23 protein-coding genes are annotated in these 26,628 nt (G+C 67.0%); 16 read left to right on the top strand and 7 right to left on the bottom strand.

The window, feature by feature from the left end; translation table 11 throughout:
- Positions 1 to 20 precede the first annotated feature (20 nt).
- The 3 genes from EXR94_11235 to priA are packed head-to-tail and all read left to right on the top strand — an operon-like array spanning position 21 to position 4,472.
- A complete protein-coding gene (locus tag EXR94_11235) occupies positions 21 to 911 on the top strand; it encodes a histone deacetylase (GenBank protein MSR03292.1) in 891 nt (296 codons plus the stop codon).
- Between the two features lie 56 nt (positions 912 to 967).
- A complete protein-coding gene (locus EXR94_11240) occupies positions 968 to 2,017 on the top strand; it encodes a dipeptide epimerase (protein ID MSR03293.1) in 1,050 nt (349 codons plus the stop codon).
- Between the two features lie 40 nt (positions 2,018 to 2,057).
- Positions 2,058 to 4,472: a primosomal protein N' gene (gene priA, locus EXR94_11245; protein MSR03294.1), complete on the top strand. Its 2,415-nt coding sequence runs from the start codon at positions 2,058 to 2,060 to the stop codon at positions 4,470 to 4,472.
- Here the strand turns inward: priA and EXR94_11250 are convergent, their stop codons facing one another.
- Positions 4,473 to 6,722 (bottom strand): hypothetical protein, encoded by a 2,250-nt coding sequence (locus tag EXR94_11250; GenBank protein MSR03295.1) that lies wholly within the window; start codon positions 6,720 to 6,722, stop codon positions 4,473 to 4,475.
- Between EXR94_11250 and EXR94_11255 the strand changes: the two genes are divergently transcribed.
- From EXR94_11255 to EXR94_11265, 3 genes are all read left to right on the top strand, one after another.
- Positions 6,634 to 7,713: a hypothetical protein gene (locus EXR94_11255; protein ID MSR03296.1), complete on the top strand. Its 1,080-nt coding sequence runs from the start codon at positions 6,634 to 6,636 to the stop codon at positions 7,711 to 7,713. The genes EXR94_11250 and EXR94_11255 overlap by 89 nt on opposite strands.
- 81 nt (positions 7,714 to 7,794) lie before the next feature.
- On the top strand, positions 7,795 to 8,565 hold the full coding sequence (locus tag EXR94_11260) for a transcriptional repressor (protein ID MSR03297.1): 771 nt from the start codon (positions 7,795 to 7,797) through the stop codon (positions 8,563 to 8,565).
- Between the two features lie 14 nt (positions 8,566 to 8,579).
- Positions 8,580 to 9,290 (top strand): cytochrome c biogenesis protein CcdA, encoded by a 711-nt coding sequence (locus EXR94_11265; GenBank protein MSR03298.1) that lies wholly within the window; start codon positions 8,580 to 8,582, stop codon positions 9,288 to 9,290.
- On the opposite strand, the gene EXR94_11270 is transcribed toward EXR94_11265, so the two are convergent.
- The gene (locus tag EXR94_11270; protein ID MSR03299.1) at positions 9,259 to 11,019 is read right to left on the bottom strand and encodes an ABC transporter ATP-binding protein; all 1,761 of its coding nucleotides are present in this window, start codon (positions 11,017 to 11,019) and stop codon (positions 9,259 to 9,261) included. The two genes, EXR94_11265 and EXR94_11270, sit on opposite strands and share 32 nt — an antisense overlap.
- Positions 11,020 to 11,214: 195 nt before the next feature.
- On the opposite strand from EXR94_11270, the gene EXR94_11275 reads away from it, so the two are divergent.
- A complete protein-coding gene (locus EXR94_11275) occupies positions 11,215 to 11,829 on the top strand; it encodes a hypothetical protein (GenBank protein ID MSR03300.1) in 615 nt (204 codons plus the stop codon).
- A gap of 9 nt (positions 11,830 to 11,838) precedes the next feature.
- Here EXR94_11275 and ggt read toward each other — a convergent pair whose 3' ends face one another.
- Entirely contained in the window at positions 11,839 to 13,542 is a 1,704-nt protein-coding gene (gene ggt / locus EXR94_11280; protein MSR03301.1) for a gamma-glutamyltransferase, read from the bottom strand.
- 74 nt (positions 13,543 to 13,616) lie between these two features.
- Between ggt and murQ the strand changes: the two genes are divergently transcribed.
- Genes murQ through EXR94_11295 form a run of 3 tightly spaced genes read left to right on the top strand, consistent with a single transcriptional unit; the run spans position 13,617 to position 17,085 of the window.
- Positions 13,617 to 14,552, top strand: coding sequence for an N-acetylmuramic acid 6-phosphate etherase (murQ, locus tag EXR94_11285; GenBank protein MSR03302.1), 936 nt, complete (start codon positions 13,617 to 13,619; stop codon positions 14,550 to 14,552).
- Positions 14,549 to 15,652 (top strand): anhydro-N-acetylmuramic acid kinase, encoded by a 1,104-nt coding sequence (locus tag EXR94_11290; protein ID MSR03303.1) that lies wholly within the window; start codon positions 14,549 to 14,551, stop codon positions 15,650 to 15,652. The genes murQ and EXR94_11290 overlap by 4 nt, the downstream gene beginning before the upstream one ends.
- Positions 15,649 to 17,085, top strand: a complete 1,437-nt coding sequence (locus tag EXR94_11295; GenBank protein MSR03304.1) for a hypothetical protein — start codon at positions 15,649 to 15,651, stop codon at positions 17,083 to 17,085. Before EXR94_11290 ends, EXR94_11295 begins: the two co-directional genes overlap by 4 nt.
- On the opposite strand, the gene EXR94_11300 is transcribed toward EXR94_11295, so the two are convergent.
- From EXR94_11300 to EXR94_11315, 4 genes are read right to left on the bottom strand one after another with little or no spacing between them, the layout of a single operon-like run.
- Positions 17,082 to 18,443, bottom strand: a complete 1,362-nt coding sequence (locus EXR94_11300) for an FHA domain-containing protein (GenBank protein ID MSR03305.1) — start codon at positions 18,441 to 18,443, stop codon at positions 17,082 to 17,084. The genes EXR94_11295 and EXR94_11300 overlap by 4 nt on opposite strands.
- A gap of 12 nt (positions 18,444 to 18,455) precedes the next feature.
- Entirely contained in the window at positions 18,456 to 19,511 is a 1,056-nt protein-coding gene (locus tag EXR94_11305; protein MSR03306.1) for a serine/threonine-protein phosphatase, read from the bottom strand.
- Positions 19,508 to 19,696 carry a hypothetical protein gene (locus tag EXR94_11310; protein MSR03307.1) on the bottom strand — a complete coding sequence of 63 codons (189 nt, stop codon included), beginning with the start codon at positions 19,694 to 19,696 and terminating at the stop codon, positions 19,508 to 19,510. Before EXR94_11310 ends, EXR94_11305 begins: the two co-directional genes overlap by 4 nt.
- Entirely contained in the window at positions 19,665 to 20,351 is a 687-nt protein-coding gene (locus EXR94_11315; GenBank protein MSR03308.1) for a hypothetical protein, read from the bottom strand. The genes EXR94_11310 and EXR94_11315 overlap by 32 nt, the downstream gene beginning before the upstream one ends.
- A gap of 441 nt (positions 20,352 to 20,792) precedes the next feature.
- On the opposite strand from EXR94_11315, the gene EXR94_11320 reads away from it, so the two are divergent.
- The 6 genes from EXR94_11320 (at position 20,793) to EXR94_11345 (ending at position 26,602) form a co-directional block, all read left to right on the top strand.
- Complete coding sequence (locus EXR94_11320; GenBank protein MSR03309.1) at positions 20,793 to 23,342, top strand: vitamin B12-dependent ribonucleotide reductase; 2,550 nt, start codon at positions 20,793 to 20,795, stop codon at positions 23,340 to 23,342.
- A 191-nt stretch (positions 23,343 to 23,533) separates the two neighbouring features.
- Complete coding sequence (locus EXR94_11325) at positions 23,534 to 23,830, top strand: hypothetical protein (protein ID MSR03310.1); 297 nt, start codon at positions 23,534 to 23,536, stop codon at positions 23,828 to 23,830.
- 76 nt (positions 23,831 to 23,906) lie between these two features.
- On the top strand, positions 23,907 to 24,167 hold the full coding sequence (locus EXR94_11330) for a hypothetical protein (protein ID MSR03311.1): 261 nt from the start codon (positions 23,907 to 23,909) through the stop codon (positions 24,165 to 24,167).
- A gap of 19 nt (positions 24,168 to 24,186) precedes the next feature.
- Positions 24,187 to 25,428 (top strand): flavodoxin-dependent (E)-4-hydroxy-3-methylbut-2-enyl-diphosphate synthase, encoded by a 1,242-nt coding sequence (locus tag EXR94_11335; GenBank protein MSR03312.1) that lies wholly within the window; start codon positions 24,187 to 24,189, stop codon positions 25,426 to 25,428.
- Entirely contained in the window at positions 25,407 to 26,099 is a 693-nt protein-coding gene (locus EXR94_11340) for a cytochrome C biogenesis protein (protein MSR03313.1), read from the top strand. Before EXR94_11335 ends, EXR94_11340 begins: the two co-directional genes overlap by 22 nt.
- Entirely contained in the window at positions 26,030 to 26,602 is a 573-nt protein-coding gene (locus EXR94_11345) for a TlpA family protein disulfide reductase (GenBank protein ID MSR03314.1), read from the top strand. The genes EXR94_11340 and EXR94_11345 overlap by 70 nt, the downstream gene beginning before the upstream one ends.
- Positions 26,603 to 26,628: the final 26 nt, after the last annotated feature.

Raw genomic sequence — 26,628 nt, forward strand, 5'->3', positions numbered from 1 at the left:
TTCGCCAGGTGGCCAGTCCGATGGGGCCCGTCTTCTTCTCCGCGGCCAGCCACGAGCATTCGGCGGGCCCCCGGCATCCGGAAAGTCCCGCCCGCCTCCGGGCCATTCTGGACCGAGTCCGGTCCCTCGATCCAGACGCGCTCCGGGAAGTGACCGGGGCCTCCTTTGATTCGCTGGAGCGGGTCCATCCGCGATCGTATCTCGACCAACTCGCGGCCACCGCGGCCGCCGGGGGTGGCCAGCTCGATCCCGATACCGGCATGAACGACCGAAGCTGGGACGCGGCGTTAGGCGCCGCCGGCGCCGCGTTGGCCGCCGTCCACTCGGCGCTCTCCGGGGTGCCCGCCTTCGCGGCGGCCCGCCCGCCAGGCCACCATGCCCTGGCCGCCGCTCCGATGGGGTTTTGTCTGCTCGGCAACGTGGTCGTCGCCGCCCGGGAGGCCCAAGCCCGGGGCGCCGGGCGGGCGCTGATCTTGGATTGGGACGTGCACCACGGCAACGGCACCCAGGCCCTGGTTGAAGCCGATCCTACGATCCGATTCCTTTCGATGCATCAGTGGCCCCACTGGCCCTTCAGTGGCGCCGCCGACGAGCGCGGCGCCGGCAATGTCTTCAATCGGCCGATGCGGGCCGGACTTCCGCCCAGCCAATATCTCGAGACCTTCTGGTCCGGCGTTGCCGTCGCCACCGAGTCGTGGCCCCCCGATGTCATTTTGGTGTCCGCCGGGTTCGACTCGATGTTTGGCGACCCCCTCGGCGGCTTTACCCTGGAGCCCGAACATTACGCCGAGTGGATTCTCCGGCTCCGGACAGCGTTTCCGGCCACGCCGCTCGCGGTCGTGCTGGAGGGTGGATATGTCCCGAGCCGTCTCGCCGATGGGGTCGTTGCGGTCGCCAAGGCGCTGGCCTGACGACTCTTGGCCCGGCCGCGGCAGTGAGCTATAATCCGCAGTCTAAATTGTATACAATGCCATTCAACGAGGTTCCCGTGTCGAATCGCCTCCGAATTGAAGCCGAGATCCTGACCCTCAAGACCAAACACCCGTTCAAAATCGCCCGCGGCAGTCACGACACCTTTCGGACCGTCTTGGTCCGCGTTATCGACCACGACGGAATGGAAGGCTGGGGCGAGGCGACTCCGCAGCGGTTCTACGGTGAGACCTGCGAGACCGTCCTGGCCGCGCTCGATGCGTATGCGACGGTCATGCCGACCGACGCGTTCCACCTGGAAGACGCGGAGCGAGCCCTCGAAAAAGCGATGATCGGCAACAACTCAGCGCGGGCGGCGCTCTCCACGGCGCTGCATGACTTGGTCGGCAAGCGTCTCGGGGTCCCGATTTGGAAACTCTGGGGCCTCGACGCGGCGAAGGCGCCGATCTCGACCTTTACGATCGGGATCGACACGCCGGAGATGATCAAGAAGAAGGTCGTTGAAGCGGCGCAATATCCGGTGCTCAAGATCAAGCTTGGCCTCGACAACGACCTCGAGATTCTCCGAGCCATTCGGGAGGTAACCGATCGGGAGCTTCGGGTCGACGCCAACTGCGGGTGGACCCGGAAACACGCGATCCGGATGTTGCCGGTGCTCGAGGAGTTCGGGGTGACGGTGCTGGAGCAGCCGTTGGTAGCCCAGGACCTCGAAGGCCTGGCCGCGGTGGCGCGAGCTTCGCGGATTCCCGTGATCGTCGACGAAAGCTGCCTCGTCGCGACGGACATTCCGCGGCTCGTCGGGCTGGTGGACGGCATCAACATCAAGTTGGCCAAGACCGGCAGCCTCCGGGAAGCGGTTCGGATGATCGCGATTGCCCGCGCCCACCACCTGATGGTGATGGTCGGATGCATGATTGAAAGTTCGATCGGGATTACGGCCGCGGCCCAGTTCACTCCCCTGGTCGACATTGCGGATCTCGACGGCGCGGCCCTGTTGGCAGGCGACCCGTACGTCGGTGCCACCATTGCCAATGGCCAAATCGCGCTGCCCTCCAGTCCGGGGCTCGGGGTAACCGTTCGGCCCTGATCCGCCGTTTGACCGGTCCGGGGCCGACTACATTCCGACAATGTCGTCACCCCGCTTCGCTCACGTCGCCCTGCCCCTCCCGTTGGCGACACCCTACACCTACGCGATTCCCGAGATCCTCGCCGACCGGATCGTGCCCGGGGCCCGGGTGGTGGTGCCGGTTCGTCGCCGCGAACTAGTCGGGATCGTCGTGGGGATCGACGATGCCGCTCCCGAGATGACGGCCAAAGAAGTGCTGGTGGCTCCCGACCTCGAACCGGCGTTGCCGGGTCCGCTCCTTAAGACGGCCGAGTGGGTGGCGGGATACTACGGGGCTCCGATCGGCACCACGCTCAAGGCCATGCTTCCTGCCTCACTTTGGGGTGAGTCGGAGGTATTCCTCTCGCTTCGACGGGGTGCCCGGGTCGGGGGCGGCACGGCTGGAGCCTTGGCGGAGTGGTTGGAGCGGCGCGGGGGGCGGGCGTCGATCCGGATGGCGGAGCGGGCGCTCAAGAAGCCGCTCTGGGCCGTCGCCGACCGACTCCAGCGGGTCGACGCCCTCACGATCGAGGTCGAACCGGCCACCACCGATGGGAACCGAGCTACGTCCCGGGTCCTCGAATTGGTGGCTCGCCTCAATTTGCTCGAGCGGGACGAGCGCTTTGCCAGGAAACCCAAACAGCGCGCCCTCTACGAAGCCTTGGAACAGGCCGAGGGCACGCTTGGACTGGATCAGATCCGGGACCGGATCAAGGTCAGCACCAGCGTCGTTGACGGGTTGGTTGCCGGGGGTCTGGCCCGTTTGGTTGACGTGGAGCGATATCGAGATCCGTTTGCCGACCACGAGATTTCGGTTCCGCCGCCGGAACTCACCGGGCCCCAGCGGTCGGCGGTCAGTGCCATCGAGGCGGTCGCCCCCGGCGATGGGGCGTTGGTGTTCGGGGTAACCGGCAGCGGGAAGACGCTGGTCTATCTCGAGGCGATTCGCCGGGCGGTTGAATCGGGTCATGGCGCCATCGTCTTGGTGCCGGAAATCGGCCTGACGCCCCAGACGGTGGCGCGAGTGCGGGGCGTTTTCGGGGACAAGGTCGCCGTGCTCCACAGTGCCTTGTCCGATGGCGAGCGGGCTGACGCCTGGCGGGCCCTTCGCCGGGGGGAGCGCTTGGTGGCGGTCGGCCCTCGCTCCGCGGTGTTCGCGCCGATTTCTCCGCTGGGCTTCGTGGTCGTGGACGAGGAGCACGAGGCGACCTACAAGAATGGCGAGGCGCCTCGCTATCATGCCCGCGACGTGGCTCGGGTTCGGTGCCGGCTCGAAGGAGCCAAGCTGATTCTCGGCAGCGCGACGCCGAGTCTCGAAAGTGCGGCCGAGGTCGGCGCCCGATTGACGATGATTCGGTTGCCCGACCGGGTCGGCTCCCGGCCGCTTCCGCCGGTCGAGCTGATCGACATGAAGACGGCTCCCCGGATTCGGGAGATCGGGAGTGTGCCGTGGAGTGAGGTGCTCGATGCCGCCCTTCGGCAGACCGTGGCCCGGGGCGAGCAGGCGTTGCTGCTGCTCAATCGCCGGGGATACGCCGCGTTTCTCCAATGCCCGACCTGCGGCGAAGTGAAGATGTGCCCGCACTGCAGCATCTCGCTCACGGTCCATCGTTCGCCGGCGGGGCTCAAATGCCACTACTGTGGCTACACCGCGTCCCCCGATCCGAGTTGCGACAAGTGTGGCACGGCGGTGTCGCGGGCCCGGGGGATCGGCACCCAGCAAGTGGAACAGGTGGTGGCGGAGCGGGTGCCCGGCGCCCGGATTGCCAGGATGGATCTCGATACCACGGGCACCAAGTGGTCGCACCACCGGATCCTCGACCGGGTGGGGCGGGGCGAGGTCGACATTCTGATCGGGACCCAGATGGTGGCGAAGGGGATCGACTTTCCGAATGTGACGTTGGTCGGCGTCATCGATGCCGATACCGGTCTCCATCTTCCCGACTTCCGCTCGGCGGAGCGGACCTTTCAGTTGATCACCCAGGTAGCCGGGCGGGCGGGGCGGGGGCCCAAAGGCGGCCGAGTGTTGGTCCAGACCCAGAGTCCCGAACACCCGGCGTTACGGCTGGCGAGCCACCATGACACCGAGGGGTTTTGGGCGGCTGAGGGGGCGGCTCGGAAGGACCCTCCGTATCCGCCGGAGGTGTCGTTGGTGAACATTGTCCTCTCCGGCCCGAACGAAGCGGCGGTGTCGAGGGAGGCCGCCAAGGCCGCCAACTGGGTCGTGGCGCTGGCAGAGCGCCACGCGATTCCGGTCCTCGTGCTGGGCCCGGCGCCCTGTCCGATCGAGAAGGTCAAGGACCGGTTTCGGTGGCACTTCCTGATCAAGGGGCCCGCCGAGGCGTTAGGTAGAGTGGTGCGGTATGCGGCGACCCGGCTCGATGCCGGCCGGGAGGTTCGGCTGGCCATCGATCGCGATCCGGTCAGTTTGCTCTAATCAGCCGCCCCGTCCGACGCTCAGATCGACCCCGACATACGCCCACCGTCCCGGAGCCGGTTCGAACACCCGGCCGCCGAACCCGTTTACGGTCGCCGCGGCCACGTACCGGCGGTCAAAGAGGTTGTTGACGGCCACGAACGGCATGATGGTGGTTCGGCCGCCGCCGGTCTTGATCGGCCAGCGACTCTGGAGCCGGACCGACGTTACCCCCGCCTTCCAGCCGTCGATCGGAATGGTGTTGCGGTCGTCGGCAAAGAACCGGGAAATGATTTGTTGGTCCCATTCCGCGGTGAGGATCCCGACCGTGGCCGTGCCGACGGCGCGGACGACATGGCGGGGAATGCCGGGGACCTGGCGGCCGTTGAGGGTATCAATGGCGGCGCCGTTCTTGAGCACATACCGCTGATAGGTCGCATCGGTATGGTTGTAGACGAGTTGGATAGCGTGGCCCGCCGCCCGCCGCCAAGTTGCCCCGGCCTCGAGTCCCCGAATGACGAGGCGGGCGGCATTCTCGAAGAACGCCCGCCCGTCTCGCTCCCGGGTCTGGACCAGCGCATCGCGAATCGAGGAACGGTAGAGGGCCGCCGTGATCGCGACGGCGCCCCCGGTCCGAAACCCGAGTTCCGTCGTGACGGTCCGCTGCGGGCCGAGATCTCGATTGAAGCCGATGGTGCCGTTGGACTGGTTGACCAGTTCGGTCGTGGTTGGCGTTTCGAAGGCATTGGCCAGCGACCCGTAGACCGCACCGGACCGGCCAAAAGTGTAGCTCGCGGCGAGGCTCCCGCTGCCGCTGGCCATGGTCTTGGCGCCGCTCTGATCGACGCCATCGAGGAGATACCGGTCGGCCACCTGGAACCGGATCCGGTCGTACCGCGTCGTGCCGGTGACCGTCAGGCGTTCCGTCGGCTCGAGGTGAAGGCTCAAGAACGGTCCGATCTCGGTCACGGCTTCCCGCTGGTCGGCTACCGTGGTGTCGGTGGACACGCCGCCCCGGGCTCGTTGATTGAGGCGGTCGTCCCGCATCGTCTGGAAGTCGGCGCCGCCCGAGAGCCGGAGGCGTGCCGACAGACGGCGCTGGAGCGCGAACCGGGCGCCGCCGGCTTTCCGATCGATGGCGCTGTAGGTCCCGACCGCCGGCCCGGCCGGGCCAGGCGGGGCGGTGGCCAGGGGATTCGCGAGGTCGCGCCAGAGGCCGAAGACCGTTGCGTCGAAGGTGTTGCCGTTGCCGTCGGCTCGGGAGACCGTGAGACCGGCTTGGTGCTGGCGGACCGACTTGTCGGCCCCGCGGAGCAGGTTGTTGGCTGCGGCGCTGTCCGGATTGAGGAGCCACTCCGCTTGAGTCAGGGCCCCGGCGTTCTCCGCCCGGGGGCTGTCGGCGAGGTAATACCGGCCTTTGACGAGCCAGCGGCCGGCGACAATGCGGTTGACCCCCAGGCTGAGTTGGGTGGTCAGGGTGCGACTCTGTTGCCGGGCCCAGCGGGATTGGAACCGGGTGACGCCAACGCTGCCGCTCCAGAGCCCAGCCATGCCGGATAGCTGACCGGCCACCCGGCTGGTCCCGAAGCTCCCGGCCAAGGTTCGGAGCCGGGCCGCTGCCGGCTCAGTCGGGAGTGCGGAACTCAGGGCAATGACGCCGCCGGCCGCGTTGCCGTAGAGGGCGGAGGAGGCCCCGATCAAGACCTCGGCCCGGTCCACCAATCCCAAGTCCACGTTGGTCAACTGGCTCTGCCCGTCGGGCAGGGTTTGCGGGATCCCGTCAAGCAGGATCTTGATGCCCCGGACCCCGAAATTGCCCCGAGCCCCGGCTCCCCGGATTGCCAGCCGCTGGTCGAGCGAGGGATTGAACCGGTTGGCCACGTAGATTCCCGGCAACCTGCCTAACGTTTCGTCGAGGCCGTTCTGGAGTTGCCCGCCCCGGAATGCGGTGCTGTCGATGACGCCGAGAGCGACCGGAGCCTTCTGGCGGGTCTCGGTCCCGCGGGTGACTCGGACTTCGAGCGGGTCGAGCCGAGTGACTGGGGTTGGATCGCGCCGACCGGACGTGTCCTGGGGCGCCGCCACCAGGGCGGCCCCCGCCAGTATTCCCATAAACCCAAGCATGTCCGAAGGATAGCCTGCTTGATACCGAGTCGGGGGGTCCCCTACTTTTAGCCTCCCAATGACCGGCTCCTTGCCCGATTTTGCCCGGCCCCCCTTTGTCGGGGCACCCGAAGCCACCTTCGTCCCGGCTCCGTCGGACGGCGTCATGCCGGAGGACTTCTTCACGACGTCCAACCTCCCGACCTACGTCAAGGTCGGCGCCGACTGGATCATGCCGATGAGGCCCCGGATGGATGGGGTCATCGTCCGGCGAGGCTCCGGGCTCGAGACGGTCGAACCCCGAAAAGTCGTCCGGGGCGAGATGGTAGCGGTTGGCCTTGCCGAGGACGGATCCCAGGGGGTGGTGGTCCACGGCGAGGGATTTCTGGGCGGGGTCGCGAGCGCCAACGAGTTCCGGTTCATGTCGACCGAAGTGAGCCGGGAGCGCCCGGTCAACTACGAAGAACTCGCCGAGCGGCTCGAGGCCGAACGCCGCCGGGGCGGCTATCTCGTGTGGGTGGTCGGGCCGGCCCTGGTCCATTCCCGGGCCCGGGCCGATTTCGAGTGGTTCATCGCCAACGGGTACGTCAACGCCGTGCTGGTCGGCAACGCGGTTGCGGTTCACGATATCGAGGCCGCCATCTTCGGCACGACGCTCGGGATGACCAGCACTGGGGAGGCGGCCGCCAGCGGGCACGGTCTCCATATGCGGGCCATCAACCGAATTCGGGCCGCGGGCTCGATCGAAGCGGCGGTCGGGCAGGGGATCGTGACCAACGGGATCATGTATGCCTTGGTGACCCGGGCGATTCCCTACGTGCTGGCCGGATCGATTCGGGACGATGGTCCGTTGCCCGGGGTGGTGGCCGATTCGACCCGGGCCCAGGACGCCATGCGGGAGCACACGGTCAAGGCCACCGGGGCGGTGTTCATCGCGACGGCGTTGCACGCCATTGCGGTCGGCAACATGCTGCCAGCTTTCCACTGCCACCGGGGCGGCCCGGAACCGCTGATGACGATTTGTGTTGACCAGACCGAGTTCGTCGTGACGAAACTCAAAGACCGGGGCACCCACCAAGCGTATGGCGTGGTGACGAATGCCCAGGATTTCATGCATGTCTTTCGCTACTACGTGGAGAAATGTCGCCACTTACCGTGACACCGTCCGGCCCGGGCATCAGCGAAGGGTGGACCCGCCTGGTCGAGGCCATCGGCCTGGCCCTCCCGGTCGCCGAGATCGATGGCGTGTGGGTTTTCAAAACGATTCGTCACCAGGCCCGCGACTTCGGGACCGCCATTCTCTCGCGGATCGACGGCGACCGGCGGCGGATCTATACCGCGAGCTTCATCCTCACGGTCAAAGGAAAGAGCCGGGGCCAGTTCGAATCGGCCATCGCCGAGGTCGGAAGTGGCCCGCTGGAGGCGTTGGCGGAGTTGCTGGCCTTGGTCCCCAAGCGATCCGAGGACGAGGAACCGCCGACGCCGACCCCGGCCGAGCGGTGGTTCCAGAAGGAGGCGGACGTCGTTGCTGACGTCGGCTGACGGCGCGCTCCTCGTCGAGCGGTTCCGGCGGTATCTCCGGGAGCGCCGGCTTCCGGTCACCCGGCAACGGGTGCTGGTGGCGGAGGTGTTGGTCGAAAGCCGGGATCATCCGTCGGTCGAGGTCCTCCGGCGGCGCCTGGTCGAACGCGGCGAGCATGTCGGGTTGGCCACGCTCTACCGCACGGTCGAAGCGTTGGTCCAAAGCGGCCTGGTCCGCGAGCATGACTTCGGCGAAGGATTCAAACGCTACGAACCGTCGGAAGACCGGAGCGAGCATGCTCATCTCGTGTGCCGGCGGTGCGGCGCGGTGGTCGAATTCAGCAACGACCGGCTCGAACGGATGCTCCGAATGACGGCGGATGAACACCACTTCCAGTACGAACGGCATCGGGCCGAAATCCACGGTGTCTGCGCGGCGTGCCGGGGTCGTGACTTGGGCGGGATCGCTGGCCGCCGGGAGGTCTCGTGAGCGACGCCGTCGTTCTGGGACCGGTGGTGGCCTTTCTCGGGGGGATATTGAGCTTCCTCTCCCCCTGCGTGCTGCCGCTGGTCCCGTCCTACCTCGGATTCATCACCGGTTTTACGGTGGAGGAAATGGGGAACCGTCGCCGGCTCGCGATGATCCACGCCACGCTCTTCGTCGTCGGGTTCTCGCTGGTGTTCGTGCTGCTCGGTGCCAGTGCCACGGCGTTAGGCTCCGCCCTCCGGTTCTACAAAGAGTGGATCATGCGCGGGGGCGGGATCCTGATCATTTTCTTTGGCCTGTATTGTCTGGGGATCGTCAAGCTCGGGTTCCTGACTCAAGAGAAGCGTCTCCACCTGGAGCGGAAGCCGGTCGGCTATCTCGGATCGGTCTTGGTCGGGATCGCGTTTGGGGCCGGGTGGAGTCCCTGTATCGGCCCGATCCTGGGCGGCATTTTGAGCTTGGCCGCGACTGAGGCCGACCTGTCCCGCGGGATGACGTTGCTGGTTGCTTACTCGGCCGGCTTGGCCGTCCCGTTCTTGGTGGCCGCCTACGCGGTGGAGTCGTTTCTGGACTGGTTCCAGCGGTTCCGCCGCCATCTTGGACTGGTCCAAAAAATCAGCGGGGTTCTGCTCGTTGCCGTCGGGCTGTTGATCGCCACCGGCCAGTTCACCCGCCTGGCCGGCTATCTCCAGAAACTCACGCCGGACTTTCTGCTTCGGTGGATGTAGCGGATATGTGCTCGAGTTCCGTTTCGATGACCTGGGCTCGGACCAGGTCGGCGAAGCGGCCCTCGCGCTTCTGGAGCGCGTCGTAGGTTCCCCGCTCGACAATCCTGCCATGGTCGAGCACCACGATCTCGTGCGACAACCGGACCGCCGCCGCGCGGTGCGACACCACGAGGCAGGTCTTCCCCACCAGCGCTCCTCGCAATTGATTCAAGATCGCAGCCTCGGTTTGGGCATCGAGGGCCGACATCGCGTCATCGAGCACGACGATCGGCGGGTCTTTGGCGAGCGCCCGGGCGATGGCAGCCCGCTGCTTCTGGCCGCCCGATAGATTGATGCCCCGCTCGCCCAGCATGGTGTCGGCTGGTACCTCGAGCTCGGCCACCCGGGCCGCGCGCTCAAAGCGCCCCTCGTCGGGGAGCCCGAGCAGGACATTGGCGCGGAGGGTATCGCTAAACAAGAACGTCTCCTGCGGCACGAAGCCGACCGCGTCACGAAGTTCCCGAAGGGTCAGCTGCCGGATGTCGACGCCGTCGATGGTGATCCGGCCCTGGTCGGGGTCATAGAGGCGAACCAGGAGCTCCATCAGGGCGGTCTTGCCGGCCCCGGTGCCGCCCACCACGCCTAACGATTGGCCGGCGGGGACGTCGACCGTCACATCCTGGAGCGCCCAGTCCCGGTCGGGGGCTCCGGGGTACCGAAACCAGACTCCTTCAAACCGGACGGCCCGGGCCGTCCGGTGCGGCGGCAGCCGGCGCGGGGCGGGGGGGTCGGCGATCGGATTCGGGGCCCGGAACACTTCGTTGATTCGGGACATTGCCGCCGAGCCCCGGAACCCGAGATTGATGGCCCAACCGAGGAACACCAGGGGCCAGATCAGCAGCGCCAAGTACACGAAGAAGCTGACGAACGTGCCGGTCGAGATGGTGCCGACCATGACCAGTCGGCCCCCGACCAGGAGCACGATGGCGGAACTGAGTCCCCCCATCAGCGACAGTGAGGGGTCGAGGGCAGCCTGGACCCGGGCCAGGACAAAATTCTTCTCGGCATATTCCCGGTTGAGCCGTGCGAAGGTGGCCGCCTCCGGCGTCTCCTGATTGTACGCCCGGACAATCCGGACTCCCGTGAGATGCTGACGGACGAACTCGCTGACCACGCCGAAATGATCCTGAATGGCCAGGGATCGTTGGTGAATCCGCCGGCCCAACCAGCCCTCCAACGCCGGGAGCGCCAGCAGCGGGACCAGCGCCAGGCCGGCCAGGGTTGGATGGACGGCAACCATGGCCGGCAGCAGAATGATGGCGCGGGTAATCGTGTCGATCACGTACATGAGCGCAGGACCGGCCACCATCCGGGCGGCCAAGAGGTCGTTGGTCGACCGGGCGATGAGATCGCCCATCGGGGTGCGATCGTAGTATGACGCCGGGAGGGCCATCAATTTCGAAAACAGATCGTTCCGAAGGTCGAACTCGACCCGGCGGCTCACGCTGTTGAGCAACTGACGCATGCCGTATCGCAGGAGGCCGCCGAGCACCGCGGCCCCGACTAGCAGGAGAGCGGCCCGCCGGGCCTGCCGGACCGGGTCGGGCCCGTCCAACGCATCGATGCCCTGAGCCAGGAATTTGGGGGCCAGGGTATTGAGCAGGTTGGACCCGATGACGCAGGCTAAGCCGGCGGCATAGGTGCCGGTGTATTTTTTGAGGTAGGGGCCAAGGGGCTTCAGTTCACGCATCTAGAGGAGGAGTGAGGCATGAGACCAAATCTGTGGCTGGTGGCGGCCGCCGCGGTGTTGCTGGCCGGTTGCGGCAAGAAAGACGGGGCAGGGGCGGCCGGGCAAGACTCCACCGGTCGGGATCTCTCGCTGGCGCCGGTCGACTCCGGGGCTCCTTTGAATGATGTGGCCTAGGCGGCCGCCGAGAGCGCCTCGGTGACGGCGCCGCCGCCGCTTCAAGCCCCGCCGCCCAATCGGCCGTCCGCTGCGTCACCAGCCAAGCCGGCGTCGACCCCGCCGCCGGCCCCGGTGCTCGTCGCAGGGACCAACCTGGCAATGAGTGCCGCGATCGAGTTTTCGACCAAGCCCCACAAGGTCGGCCAGAAGGTGGCGGCCACCGTGTCGGCCGATGTGACCGACGCCAACGGCCGGGTCGTCATCCCGGCCGGTGCGACCGTGACCATGACGATCGCCGAGCTGGTGGTGTCGGAGAACAAGGACGACAAAGGCAAGGTGGTCCTCAACGCCACCTCGGTGTCGTTCGGCGGCGCGAGTTACGATCTCGAGGGGGTGACCACCGAGGTTGAGCATACCCTGAAGGGTCGCGGGGTTCAGGCCGGTGATGCCGCCAAGGTCGGCGCTGGCGCGGCGGCGGGTGCGATCGTCGGCCGGATCCTCGGCGGCAAGAAAAAGGGAACGGTCGTCGGTGGCGTCATCGGTGCCGCCGCGGGCACCGCCGTCGCCGTCAACTCCGCCGATCGCGTCGTCGTCGTCTCGGTCGGGTCGAAGATCATCCTCAAACTCAAATCGCTGTTCGAAGCCAAGAGCTAGGGCGTCCGCCTAGTTGCTCCCGGCCCCGCCGCCTCCGAGGCGGGGGTCGCTCGCACCAAGCCAACCGGCGGGTGTTCGAATAATCGCCTCGACGTCTCCCATGTAGCCTCGGAGTAAGATTTTGTGGCCCATCGATTCGAGCGCCTGGATCGTCTCGGGCAAGAAGCCGTCGCGCTCGAGACTGATCTGGTCCGGGAGCGACTGGTGGTGCAGGCGGGGCATGGCAAGCGCCTGCGCCAACGACATGCCATGATCGATCACATTGGAAATGACGTGGTAAACTTGGGTGATGATCGTTGGGCCACCCGGGGTGCCGACCACCATCAAGAGGCCCCCGTCCTGATCCAGCACGATGGTTGGGGTCATGGCGGAGAGCATTCGCTTCCCGGGCCGGATTCCGTTGGCCGCGCCTTGGACCAGGCCATAATTGTTGGGCTTGCCGGGCGCGGTCGTGAAGTCATCCATCTCGTCGTTGAGGAGAAAGCCGGCCCCCAGAACGGTCACCGCGCTGCCGAAGCTGTTGTTGAGGGTGGTCGTGACGCTGACGGCCGCGCCCTCGGGGTCGACGATGGAGTAGTGGGTGGTCGAGGGGCCGTCCTTGAGCATCCGAACCCCGCTGGTCGGGGTGGCGCGGGCCGGGTCGATTTCCGTTCGCCGCCGGTCGGCGTGGGCTTGGCTGGTCATCCGGGCGATCGGATTTGTGACGAACGCCGGGTCGCCTAACGAGGCGTTCCGTTCCATGAACGCCCGTCGCATCGCTTCGGCCTCGCGGTGGAGGAGCGCCGGTGATCCGAAGGCCGGCAGCGGGTCGAAGCCTTCCATGATGTTCATGATCAGCGCAAGGGTCACCCCGCCGGACGATACCGGCGGCATCGAGTAGACGGTGTGGCCCCGGTACCCGAACTTGAGCGGTTCCCGCCACACGGCCCGGTACCCCGCCAAGTCCCGTTTGGTGATGATCCCTCTGCCGCGCCGCATCTCGGCCACGATCAGATCGGCTACCCGGCCCCCATAGAAGCCCCGCCGCCCCGAGTTCCGGACGGCGGTGAGGGTCGAGGCCAAGTCGGGCTGGGTCCAGGTCGTTCCGGGCATCGGCGCCCGGCCACCAGGAAGAAACTGGGCTGCCGACGCCGGGAACCGGGAGAGCCGGCTCGAGTCACTCGTGATCGATCGATGGCGGTATTCGTCGACCAGAAACCCGTGCTGGGCCAACCGAATGGCCGGTTCCACCAGCGCGGCCCACGGCAGTTTTCCGAACCGCCGATGGGCTTCGACGAGGCCCGCGACGGCGCCGGGTACCCCCGACGCCAGGTGGCCGGTCCAACTCCGGTCGGTCGGGTTGCCGTCCGGCCCGACGAACATCAACCGGGTCGAGCGCGCCGGGGCGGTTTCCCGGTAGTCGAGCGAGAACACCGAACCGTCGGGTTGTCGGATCAGCATGAACCCACCGCCCCCGATGTTCCCGGCCTCGGGGTGAACCACCGCCAACGCAAACCCGACCGCCACGGCCGCATCGACCGCGTTCCCGCCGTGTTCGAGGATGTCTCGCCCGACCTGGCTGGCGAGCAGCGAACCGGAGACGACCATGGCGCGGGAGCCGACGACGGTTCGGATCGAGTCCCGGAGCGGCCACCCGGGATTCAGACCCTCCTGGGCGGGCAGGCTGGCGCTCCGGAGGAGCCAGAAACCGACCAAAACGATGCCGAGTCGCATTCCGGGAGCCTCGCGGGAGTTGCCATGGCTGATGGGGACCAGTCTAAATTAACCAACTCCGTTCGAACGACGACATGGCCGAACCCGATCTGTCAGCACCGCCGCTCCGGCCCACCGAGCGACGCAACCCCCGCTCGGCCGATATCGATATCGCCGATCCGTTGACCCTGGTCGACATTATCAACGCGGAAGACGCCACCGTGCCGGGGCTCGTCGCCGCGTGCCGGAACGACATTGCCGCGGCGGTGACCTTGATCGAGGCGTCGTTCCGTCGGGGCGGCCGGCTCCTCTACGTCGGAGCCGGCACCAGCGGCCGGTTGGGCGTGCTTGACGCCTCGGAGTGTCCCCCGACGTTCGGGACGGTGCCGGCCCTGGTGGTCGGCATCATCGCAGGAGGCTCCGCGGCGTTGATGAGCCCGGCGGAAGGCGCCGAGGATGACCTGGCGGCGGGCGCGGCGGCCATCGACACGCATGGGGTGTCGGACCGCGACACGGTCGTCGGCATCACGGCGAGCGGGGGCACCCCCTATGTTCGAGCGGCCTTGGGACGGGCCCGTGCCATCGGAGCGAAGACCGTGCTGGTGGCCTGCGCCGAGCCGCCGACTGAGGTCCGAGCGAATTGCGACGTGAGCATTGTGATCGACACGGGTCCCGAGGTCGTCACGGGTTCCACTCGGATGAAGGCAGGCACGGCCACCAAGCTGGTGTTGAACACGCTCACCACAGCGTCGATGATTCGGCTGGGCAAGACCTATGGCAATTTGATGGTGGACCTCCAGGCCTGGAGCCGGAAGTTGGTGGACCGGGGCGATCGGATCGTGATGGAAGTGACGGGTGTCGATCGCCCCGCCGCCCGGGCCGCGATCGATGCCGCCGCCGGGAGCGTCCGCGCCGCGATTGTGATGATCAAGACGGGAAACGGGTTCGAGCAAGCGATGGCCCTGCTCGCTGCCAACGACAACCGGGTTCGCGCGGTCCTTGGCGATCCCCCACCGGTGCGAAACTCATGACGGAACGACCCACGTTGGCGATCGGCTTGATGTCGGGCACGTCCCTCGACGGGATGGATGCCGCCCTGGTCCGGTTGGCCGGGCCCACCCGCGTCGAGTTGGTGGCCTTTGCCCACCTCCCGTACACGGCGGACTTCCGCCATCAGCTCGAACATGCAATGACCCAGGGTACCACCCGGGAACTGGCGCTGCTCAACGTCGCGCTCTCGAATTGGGCGGTCGAGGCCACCCAGCAAGCGTTGGCCCTCGGACATCGCAAGGCGTCCGAACTCGACTTCATTGCGTTTCATGGCCAGACCATCTGGCATGAGCCGCCGGCGGTCACCTGGCAACTCGGGGAACCGGCGGTCTTGGCGGAGGCGTTTGGTGTCCGGGTGGTACACAACTTCCGGACCCGAGACGTGGCCGCGGGCGGGCAGGGCGCCCCGCTGGTGCCGGTGGCCGATGTCCTCCTCTTCGGCGCCGATCATCCGCGGATCCTCCTCAATCTCGGGGGTATGGCCAACCTGACGTTCGTGCCGCATCGCGCGGAGGAGCGGGGCGCGGTGGCCTTCGACACCGGGCCCGGCATGGCCGTCGTCGACGCGGTGGCCCGCCTGGTCGATCCCGCCCTGCCGTTCGACCGGGACGGGCGGCTGGCCGCTCTGGGAGTGCCGAACCAGGCCGCACTTGCCGATCTGTTAGGCGATCCGTTCTTCGCCGCGCCACCGCCAAAGAGCACTGGCCGGGAGCGATTCGGCTCGGCCTATTCGGCCGAGTTGGCGGCTCGGGTCCCGGGCCCGGATGGCGTGGCCACGGCGGTCGAACTGACGGCCCAGAGTATTGCTCGCTCCATCGACCGGTGGGCCCCTGCCGGCACCGAGGTCCTGGTGTCCGGCGGTGGCCGGCACCATCCGGGGGTGATGGCCTCGCTCCGGCGTCACCTCGGCGCCCAACGAACCGTCCGGTTGTTCGACGACCTCTATTTTTCCGGCGATGCCAAGGAAGCGGTGGCCTTCGCGCTGCTTGGCTACCTGACGATTCACGGCCAACCCGGCAACCTGCCCGCCGCCACGGGCGCGCGGGGCCCCCGGGTGCTTGGGGCGGTGACGCCGGCATGAGTGCCGCCCGGTTGGTCATGCCGGCGATTCGGTGGCAGGCCGGTCCCGGCTTTGAGCAGGAGCGGGGTCCGATCGACCGGGCATTGGAGTTGGGGGTCGGGGGCTTCATTGTGTTCGGAGGGACCCGGGAGGCGGTTGCCCGGCTCACCGAGCGGCTCGAAGAAGATGCGGGTCGGTCGCTCTTGATTTCGGCCGACCTCGAACGCGGGGCCGGCCAGCAGGTGGCCGGGCTCACCGAACTGCCGCCGCCCCGGGCGCTCGCGTCGTTAGGCGACCTCGGGCCGACTCGGGCGGCCGGCCAGTTGACCGGCGCCGAGGCCCGTTCCGTCGGGATCAACTGGGTCCTGGGCCCGGTGGCGGATCTCGATCTGGAACCGGACAACCCGATCGTCCAGACCCGATCGTTCGGCGCCGATCCGGCCCGGGTTGCCGAGCAGGTCACCGCGTGGATTGGTGGGGCCCACGATGCCGGGGTGTTGACCTGTGCCAAACACTTTCCCGGACACGGCCGGGCAGCGGCCGACTCCCACGACCGGTTGCCGGTGGTCACCACCTCGGCGGCGGAACTGGAGCGCACCGATTGGGTCCCGTTTCGGGCGGCCATCGCGGCCGGTACCGACGCGATCATGACCGGTCACGTGGCGTTCCCGTCCCTGGATCCGAGCGGCCGCGCGGCCACCGGGTCCGCGCTGATTCTGGACCGGCTTCGAATCTGGATGGGGTTCGACGGACTGGTGGTGACCGACGCGATGATCATGGAGGGTTTTTCGGCGGCCGCTGGCGCGGCGGAGGCCTCCCGAGTCGCCCTCCTTGCCGGGGTGGACCTGATGCTCTACCCCCCCGATGTGGCGGCCGTGGTCGCCGCCCTCGACGCCGCGGGCGATGACGCCGCCGGGGCCGATCGGTTGGCGGAGTCACTCCGCCGCTATGATCGGGCGCTGGCCCGGGCCACGACCATGGCGGTCGGGCGGCCGCTCGATCGGGCGGTGGCCGGTGAGATTGCCCGCCGGTTGGTGATGGCGGGCGCCGAGCCGATGGCCCTCAAGGAACCGTTCGAACTCATCGTCGCCGATGACGATCAGGACGGGGCCTATCCGCCCTCTCCCAATAGTTACCTCGAAGACGCGCTCCGGGCGGCGGGCCTCGCGTTAGGCGCGGGGGGGAGTCGGCTGCTGCTGGCCTTTGCCGAGCCGAGGGCCTCGAAGGGCCGGGCCGGGTTCGGACCCCGGTGCCGGAGCATCTTCGCGGATCCAGCCACTCGGGCCGATGCGGCGGTGTTGTTCGGGCATCCCCGGCTTCGTCCGGAACTCCCCGCCGGCATTCCCGTCATTCAGGCCTGGCACCGCCAACGCTTGATGCAGGACGCCGTGGCCGAGTGGTTGGTGGCGGGAGGGGTAACGGAAGTCGAGGCCAAGCCCCCCAGGGGCAACTAGGGCCGGAGCAGCGCCGCGAGGTGGCGGGCCGGCACCGCGATCAATCGCTGAGTCGCCAGCCGACCCCCACCCGAAACCAGTCCGACGACCGTTCCGTTTGGGGCAAAGATCGGGCTGCCGCTTGATCCGTGGGTCCCATAGCCGTCCACGCTCAGCAGATCGGGACCGAACTCGGTGATCGTTCCGGTCGCCGAGGTGGCGGCGGTCCCGGTCGTTCGCCAGTCGCCTAACGAATCAAGCCCGAAGGGAAACCCGGTGATGGCCACCGGGTCGCCGACCTTGGCGGAATCGGAGAGCCTCGCCACCACCAGTCTGCCGCCCCGAATCCAGGCGGCCACGACCGCCACATCCGCGCTATCGTGCCGCCGGACCATTCGGGCTTGAAACGCCTGGCCGGTGCCGTTGAAGATCACGGCAATGCGGGTGGCCGGACTATCAAGCGAATCTTCCACCAAATGACGGGCGGTGGCGACCCAGACGGTGTCGCCCTGCCGCCGGATCCCGAATCCGGTTCCGGAGGTGACCCGGCCGCTCCCGAACTCCGCGACGATCACCGCCACGGCGCCGCTGCTGGCCCGGGCCGCGGCCGCGGGGTCGAGCGCGGCGGCGTTGAGGAGTGCTTCGTGCCGGCCGGTGGCCGCGGCAAGGGTCCGGGTCACCGAGTCGAGTGCGGCTCCGGATACCCGCTCCGACGTGATCCGTTGTTTCAGGGAGTCGATTCCTCGTCGAGCGTCCGACAGCGCCGTCGTGAGGCCGGCGATCGGCCCGGTGGCTTGCTCCATCCGCGCCAAGAGGCCGTCGACCCGGGCCAGCAGGGTCGACCGTTCCTGCTCGAGCTCCTGCCGCAGTTGGTACGACTGCCAGGCCATTAACCCACCGGCGCCGCCGGCCACGACCACCGCCACCGCGGCGATCCATCGCCACGGCTTGGTCTGACGAACGACCTCGGCCCGGATCCGCTCGATCGTTCGGCCGGAGGGGCGGATGATGTCCGAGGCCGGGGCCGGATTGGCGACCGCCGGTCGGATCCGGGACCCGGCCGGGAGGGTGGCCACGAGGGTGAATTCGATTGTCGGACCGGTTGGTCCAAATTGGAGGATGTCGTTCGGCTCGAGCGGCCGGTCGCCCCGGACCCGCTTGCTGTTCAGATAGGTGCCATTGGTGCTGCCGAGGTCCCGAACCAGGAAGCCGCCGCCTTGCCTGAACACCGCGGCGTGCCGGACGGAGACTCGGATCTCGTCGGTGGCGTCGAAGGGAAGGTCGGATGAAGGATGGCGGCCGATGGTGGCAAAGTCGTGCGGCACGACCACGGTCTCGCCCTGCCGGGGCCCGTCACGGTATCGGAAGTGGGCGTACATGGACGCCTAACGTTACGGGGTCAGGAGGAAGAGGGCAAGCAGGATCAGAAGGATGCCGATCCCGACCGCGGCCATCACGACCGGGGACCCGGTGCGCCGGACGACCGGGTCGATCGCGGTCTCGGCCGGATCGTTGGCCGGCGGAAGGTCGTCGGCCGGGGGCTCGACCGCCGCGACTTCGCCCGGGGCTTCCGCGTCCGGCACGGGGTACGCGTGGTAGCCGAGGTCGGCCACGCCATCGGGCTCGGCCAGGCCCGGACCCTCGAAGCGAACCGCGACGACCGTGATGTTGTCCGGGCCGCCGCGTTCATTGGCCATGCCGATGAGCCGGCTTCCGATGGCCTGAACGTCCGGCTGCCCGGTGGCCACTGCGGCGATCTCGTCGCGCTTCACGAGCCCCGAGAGGCCGTCGGAGCAGAGGATGAGTAAGTCGCCGCGCCGGATGTCTTGGTAGGTGACGTCAACGCGGACCGTGGCGTCCGGTCCCAGTGCCTGCAGGATGATGTTCCGCCGCTCGCTCTGGGCAGCCTGCTCCTCGGTCAGCTCGCCGGCGTCGATCAGCCGTTGAATCAGCGATTGGTCTTTGGTGAGCTGGACCGCCAAACCCTGGCGAACCAAGTAGGCGCGGCTGTCTCCCACCTGCGCCAAATGGAGCCGTCCGCCAAACACGCCGACGACGGTGGCGGTGGTTCCCATCCCCCGGGAGTCGGGATGTTCGAGCGCATACCGGTAAATCCGCTCGTTGGCGACTTCCACCGCTTCCCTGAGGTGCCTGGTAAAGTCATCGGGGGAGTCGGTGCCCGACGCGGTCCAGGTCGAGCGGAGATGCTGGAACACCGCGTCGGCCGCCATGGCGCTCGCAATTTCACCGGCCGCCGCGCCGCCCATGCCGTCGGCGACGAGAAACAGCGACCCCTTCGGACCCACCGTGGCGGTGCCGCCATCGAGAAAGTCGGTGGTGCCTTTCGTCAGGTCGGCGACCAGGAACGTGTCCTCGTTGTGATCTCGGGTCCGGCCCACGTCGGTCTGAGCCGAAACCCGGACGATCACATTACGGTTGGCCCTCATGGGACATCCTTATAATTCTGAGCCAGCAGGCGGTCACAGCTGGTCAGCCGGTAGAGGCCGCAGGTGGGTCGCACCGCGGTGGCGGCTTCGGCCCGTTGGTCCGTGTCGGCGAGGTGCAGCGCGGTGAGCACTCCCATCTCGGCCCGCAGAGCATCACCATACTTGGCCGAGCGGGCAACCGCCACGGCCTCGGCATGCCCGCGCCGGCTCCGGGATGGCCCGCGACGGGGCCCCTGGGGGCGGAGCGACCTGGCCTGCCGAATCGGACGGAGGTGCCGCATTGCCGGCTGCCTGGGAACTCGGCGGGCTCGGGGCCGGGATGGCCGGACTCACTGCCGGTCCGCCGGACGTTCGCCACACCAGCAAGGCCGCGCCCACGAGTGCCAGTCCGCCCCCCGCTCCAACCGCCCCCCGCCACGACCGGGCTTTCGACGCCACCACCTCGGTCCGGGGCAGGGAGGGTTCGGTTTCGAAACCGTCGGGCGCGAGCGCCGCGGCGGCGGCATCCGCAAAGGGCAAGGAACCGGTGAGCATCCGAAGGAACAGCACCGCCAGCGAGTACTGATCGCTGCGCCGGTCAATTTCGTCGCTCGAGAGCTGCTCGGGACTCATGCATGCCGGCGTCCCGACCACGAGGCCGGTCCGGGTCACCCGTTGGGCGCCGTCTCCGGTGCCGACCTTCGCGATCTCCAAATCAACCACCTTGACCGTATCTTTGCCATCCCCATTGTTTGCGACCGATAGTGGCGGGTCGGTACCCGAGGGCACCCGGCGGGTCCGGCTTCGGGCGGTGGCGTGGGATTCCCTGGGCGTGCCGGCGGTGGTGGTCGACACGGTCATCACCGGCACCGTGTCGGACGACCGGGCCGGGTCGGTCCCAACCGAAGCCCGAGTTCGGGTTCGTTCGGTGCGCTCCGACGGTAAGGTGGACTCATGGCGCGGGTGGCCGGGTCCGATTGGCGCTTGCCTTGCCGCTTCGGAAACTCAGGGTCGGGCTCCAGGAGGTCGAGGTCGGGATCGTGGATGGGGTTCGGGAGGTGTCGCGACGGGTGGTCCGGTTCGTGGTGACGGACGACGAAAAGTGACTCGATCAGATTTGTGATGTGAATACGCCTTAGTGCCGTCGTTCCTTGAGTTTGCAGCATATTGTGCTCAACTCGAAAACCCCCTACTTTATTCCTCCCGCCTTCAGTCTCAACGGTTGAAACTGAAGTGCGGGACAACTTGAGAAGTTCCACTCGTTCTCTTAGCAACCACAACTCAAGCCGTCGAGGGTTGCCCATGGGTTCTGCCACGCCACGGGTTCCGCTACAACTGTCGCCCAACGCCATGACGGTCCTGGAAAAGCGCTACTTGATCCGGGACGAATTGGGCCAGCCGGCGGAACCCGCTGAAGAACTTTTCTGGCGTGTTGCCAGGACCATCGCGACTGCCGATCGGGGCTACGGGGCGTCGGATGGCGCCGTCGAAGAGCTGGCCGATGCGTTCTACGAACTGATGGCCAAACGGTTGTTCATGCCGAACTCCCCCACGCTGATGAATGCCGGGCGTCCGCTCGGTCAGCTCTCGGCGTGCTTCGTCCTCCCGGTCGATGACGCGCTCTCCAATGGGAAGAGCGGCATCTACGATACCTTGACCGCGATGGCGCTGGTCCATCAGTCGGGCGGCGGCACCGGCTTCAGCTTTTCGAAGCTCCGGCCCAAGAACGACATTGTCCGCTCGACCATGGGCGTAGCCTCCGGGCCGGTGTCGTTCATGACCTTGTTCGACGCCTCAACCGACGTGGTCAAACAGGGCGGCACCCGCCGGGGAGCCAACATGGGCATCCTCCGGGTCGATCATCCGGACGTCATGGATTTCGTCACCTGTAAGGACGACACCACCAAGGTCACCAATTTCAATATCTCGGTGGCCGTCACCGATGCCTTCATGAAGGCCGTCGAGTTGGATGAGGAGTACGAGCTCTTCCACCCGGCTACCCGCAAGCTGGCCGGCAAGCTCAGCGCCCGCACCGTCTGGAATCGGATCATTCACGGCGCCTGGAAGACCGGCGAGCCCGGGGTGTTCTTCATTGACCGGGCCAACCACTACAACCCGGTGCCGCACCTCGGATTGTACGAAGCCACCAATCCCTGCGGCGAGCAGCCGTTGCTGCCGTATGACGTCTGCAATCTCGGTTCGGTCAACCTGGCCGAGTTCGTGGCCGACGACGATCTCGACTGGGTGGAGCTCCGCCGGGTGGTGCATCTCTGCACCCATTTCCTCGAAAACGTAATCGACGCCAACCACTACCCGCTGCCGGACATCACCGCGCTGGCCCAAAAAATCCGCCGGATCGGTCTTGGCGTCATGGGGCTCGCCGATGTCTTTGTCCGGCTCGGATTGCCCTACGACTCGGCCGAAGCGGTCGAGTTGGGCCGGAAGATTCAGCGCTTCATCGACAACGAGGCCAAGGTCGAGTCCGAGCGGCTGGCCGCCATGCGCGGCGCGTTCCCGGAATGGGAGCGGAGCATCTGGGGTCCGGATGCCACCTGCGCTCGCGACCACGACGGCAAGCGAATTCGGCCGATGCGCCGGTTGCGCAACTGCAACGTCACCACCGTTGCCCCGACCGGCACGATCTCGATCATTGCCGGCTGCAGTTCCGGCATTGAGCCGCTGTTTGCCGTCGCCTTCATGCGGAATCAGGCCGGCGTCCTGATGCCCGACGTGAACGAAGACTTCGTGGCCATCGCCAAGCGAGAGGGTTGGCACACCGACGAATTGCTCCGACGGGTGGCCGAGACCGGTCATGCCCGCCACCCGGAAGTGCCCGAGAAGTGGCAGCGGGTATTCATTACCGCCAACGACATCGGGGCCGAGTGGCATGTCAGGATGCAGGCCGCGTTCCAGGAAGCCAATGACAGTGCCATTTCCAAGACCGTCAATTTTGCGAATCACGCCTCCGAAGCCGAGGTGGCGCAGATCTATCGGATGGCGTTCGAACTTGGCTGCAAGGGTGTGACCGTCTATCGCGACGGGAGCCGCGACATGCAGGTGCTCTCCTCCGGCTCCACCGCGAAGAAAGTTCAGGAGGACGCCACCAAGTCCGGTAAAGCTCAAGCCCGCGGCGATCTCAACGCCATGATGCTGACGGCCGAACAACCGGCGGCCACCGCGGTCGTCAACCTCGGTGGCCCGCGGATCGACAGCGCCGACCTCCATGGTGAACTCGCGGAAATCCGAGCGGAAAACGACCGGCTTCGGAAACTGGTGCACGAGCTCGAGTCCGAGAATCTCCAACGGCGCCAAAAACGGTCTCGGCCGGAGTTGCTCAAAGGCTCGGTCCGCCGAATCGAAACGCCCCTCGGCACCCTTTACGTCACCCTGACCGAGGACGACAAGAATCAGCCGTTCGAGGTCTTCATGAGCCTCGGAAAAGCGGGCGGCGCCCTGATGGCCGACGTCGAAGCACTCGGCCGGCTGATTTCGTTGGCCCTCCGGTCGGGCATTCCGATCAAGGAAATCCATCGTCAGCTCCGGGGCATCAGCTCCGACCGGACGATGGGCCTCGGCGCCAACAAGGTAATGTCCGTGCCCGATGCCGTCGGGATTGCGCTCGAACGCTGGATGCAGGAAAAACAGGGCATTCAACAGGAGTTGCTCCCGGGGCCGGCCGCCGGCTCGATGGCGGAGCCGGTCAGTCAGTCCGTCGTCGTCGGCAACGAGCAGATGTCGCTGGGAGGAATGCCCCAGACGTTGGCTGGTTCCTGCCCGGACTGCGGGTCGCAACTCGAGTATGCCGAGGGGTGCGCGAAGTGCCATGTCTGCGGCTTTAGTGAATGCGGCTGAAGCCGGCCGATCTAGACGCCGGATCCGATCGATAATACGCCGCCCGCGGATCCGACGAAGAACGGGCCATCGTCCAACGGCATCCGATCGACGGTGCCCGGCTGATTCTCGAGCGGGAACGGGGGCTCGGTCTGGCCGCGGTGGTGGCGTACGAGCATCATATCTTCCTGAACGGCGAGGGATATCCCGCGATGCGGTTCCCCCGGGCCTGCCACTATGCCAGCCGAATCGTTCATGCCTGCGACATCTACGACACCCTCTGTCCCGACTGGCCCTATCGCCAGGCATGGGAGCCCGAACAGGCGCTGACCTACCTCTTCGAGCAGGCCGGACGGGAGCTCGACCCCGAGATCGTCCGGGCCTTTTCCGAGATGGTCACGGAGGTCCTGGTTCAGCGCCTAGATGCCGGGTCCCCCCGAACGGAGGACCCAGTCGAACCGGCCCTGCCTCCGACCACTTGTGCAACGCCGCCAATGGCGCGAGCGTAACACCCTCGCTGGGCCCGCCGACCTCCGGCACCCGAGCGATCCGCTACCCTCACGAGTGATGGAGTTGACCAACCCGATGGCTGACGAAAACGAGACCCCGATCGCGCCCGCCCGCGTGGCCCAAGAACTCAAGGCGCTGAGCGATGGGCGGAAGGCCGGCAAATTCAATGAGAACGAGTACGAGCACCGGTTCTCCCGGATGATCTCCGAACTCCGCGACCGGCGGATTTCCGGAACCAGGGCTGAGATCATGGCCACCCTGACGCCCCTCAAGGTCGACGGCACGGTGACGGACACTGATTGGATGCGGCTGGTCAAGCAACTCGGGCTGGCTTGATCCTTTCGTAGGTCGCCCAATGGCCATTGCCTCCCGCCGAGTCACCCCGACCGTCGTTATCGGCGGGGCGCCGGTTGGCTCCGCCCATCCCGTCATGGTTCAGTCCATGACCAACACCGACACTGCCGACGTCCTGGCCACCGTCCGGCAAGTTGCCGTGCTGGCCCGGGCCGGGAGTGAGGTCGTTCGGGTCACGGTCAACAACGACGAGGCGGCGGCCGCGATCCCGGCGATCGTCGAGGAGCTCGACCGGCTGGGGCTCGCCGTGCCGATCGTCGGTGATTTCCACTACAACGGCCACCTGCTGCTGACCCGGTATCCGGCATGTGCGCGGGCCTTGGCCAAGTACCGGATCAATCCCGGCAACGTCGGCGGCAAGCGCCACGACGAACATTTCCAGGCCATCATCGACGTTGCCCTCGCCAACGACAAGCCGGTCCGGATCGGGGTCAACTGGGGCTCCCTCGATCAGCAGCTCCTGACTCAATTGATGGATGAGAACGCCGCCCGGCCCGACCCGCTCGAGGCTCGCGACGTGACCATGAATGCGATGGTCGAAAGCGCGGTGCGTTCCGCGGCCCAGGCCGAGTCACTCGGGATGGCGCACGACCGGATCATCCTGTCAGCCAAGGTCTCCGGGGTTCAGGATCTCATCGACGTGTACCGAATGCTGGCCGCCCGGTCGGACTACCCGCTCCATCTCGGCTTGACCGAAGCCGGCCTCGGCATGAAGGGTATCGTGGCCAGTACCGCCGGCCTCGCCGTCCTCCTGCAGGAGGGCATCGGTGATACCATCCGGGTGTCGTTGACTCCGGCCCCCGGCGGCGACCGGGCCGAAGAGGTCCGGGTGGCCCAGCAGATTCTCCAATCGTTAGGTCTCCGGAGCTTTCTGCCCCAGGTCACCAGCTGCCCCGGCTGCGGCCGCACCACCAGCACCTTCTTCCAGTCGATGGCCCAGGAAATTCAAGACTACCTCCGCGACCAAATGCCGGCGTGGAAAACCACCCGACCGGGCGTCGAAACGATGAAGGTGGCGGTCATGGGGTGCATCGTGAACGGCCCCGGCGAGTCCAAACACGCCAACATCGGGATCTCCCTCCCCGGCACCGCCGAGGACCCCCGAGCCCCGGTCTTCGTCGACGGCGCCCTCCGGAAGACCCTGAAAGGCGATGCGATCGTCGCCGAGTTCCTCGCCATCCTCGACGACTACGTCGCCACCCGCTTCCCGCCGAGTGCCGAGTGCCGAGCGCCGAATTCCTAGGCAGCCCCCTCACCGCGCTCCCGCTGCTCTTCGGCGCCGGCCTGGTCACCAGCCTGACTCCCTGCATTTATCCGATGATTCCGATCACGGCTGGGGTTTTGGGCGGCGCCGGTGCCGTTGGACGGTCGCGGGGCCGAACCGTGGTCATGAGTCTGGTCTATGCGCTCGGCTTGGCCACCGTCTATGCGTCGCTCGGCCTGATAGCAGGCCTGACCGGAACCCTCTTCGGGACCATCAGCTCGAACCCGTGGGCCTACTTTGCGATGGGCAATCTCCTGCTGCTGGCCGGCCTCGCCATGCTCGACGCGATTCCGATCCTGGTACCGGAGCGATTCTTGACCTGGGCCGGCCGGTTCGGAAGCCAATCGTTAGGTGCGGTGTTTCTGATGGGCGCCACGTCCGGACTGGTGGCGGCGCCCTGCGGGGCCCCCGCGTTTGCCGCCGTCCTGACCTTCGTCGGCGCCACTCAGAGTGCCGGGCTTGGGTTCCTGTATCTTTTCGTGTTCAGTCTGGGGATGACGGCGCTGCTGATCGGGATCGGGATTTTTTCCGGCACGGTGGCGGCGCTACCGAAGCCGGGGCGGTGGACTGGGTGGATCAAATGGGCCGCGGGCGTCTTGATGCTCGCGATGGCCGAATACTACTTCGTCAAGATGGGGCAGGTGATATGAGCTCGGCACTCGGCAGGTGCGGGTTGATCGTTCTGGGGGTGGGGTTCGGGGGGCCGGTGGCGGCGCAGTTTGATGCGGGGATTCCGATCGGGACCAAGGCGCCGGTCATTGCGGTCAATGGAATGGACGGGAAGCCGGTTGATCTTGGGGCCTGGGTGGGCAAGCAGCCGGTGCTGATCGAGTTCTGGGCCACGTGGTGCTCGGTTTGTCAGGACCTGTTGCCGGAGCTTGAGGCGGTTCGGACACGATATGGTGACCGGGTTCAGATGATTGGGGTCAACGTCACGGTCAACGACTCCCGCGACCGGGTCCGCCGGTATTTGGGGGTCCACAAGCCGCCGTTCCTGGCCCTCTATGACGACACCGGGGTCAGTAGTCGGGCCTTCGACGTCCCAATCACCTCCTATATTGTGGTCCTCGACGCCAAGGGCACAGTGGTCTACACCGGCTCCGGCTCGGACCAAGACCTGGTGGCCGCAGTGGCCAAGGCCATCCCCCGATGAAGTCCGTCATGTGGCTGGTCGCCGCC

It is taken from the genome of Gemmatimonadota bacterium (assembly GCA_009692115.1).
Taxonomy (GTDB): Bacteria; Gemmatimonadota; Gemmatimonadetes; order Gemmatimonadales; family GWC2-71-9; genus SHZU01.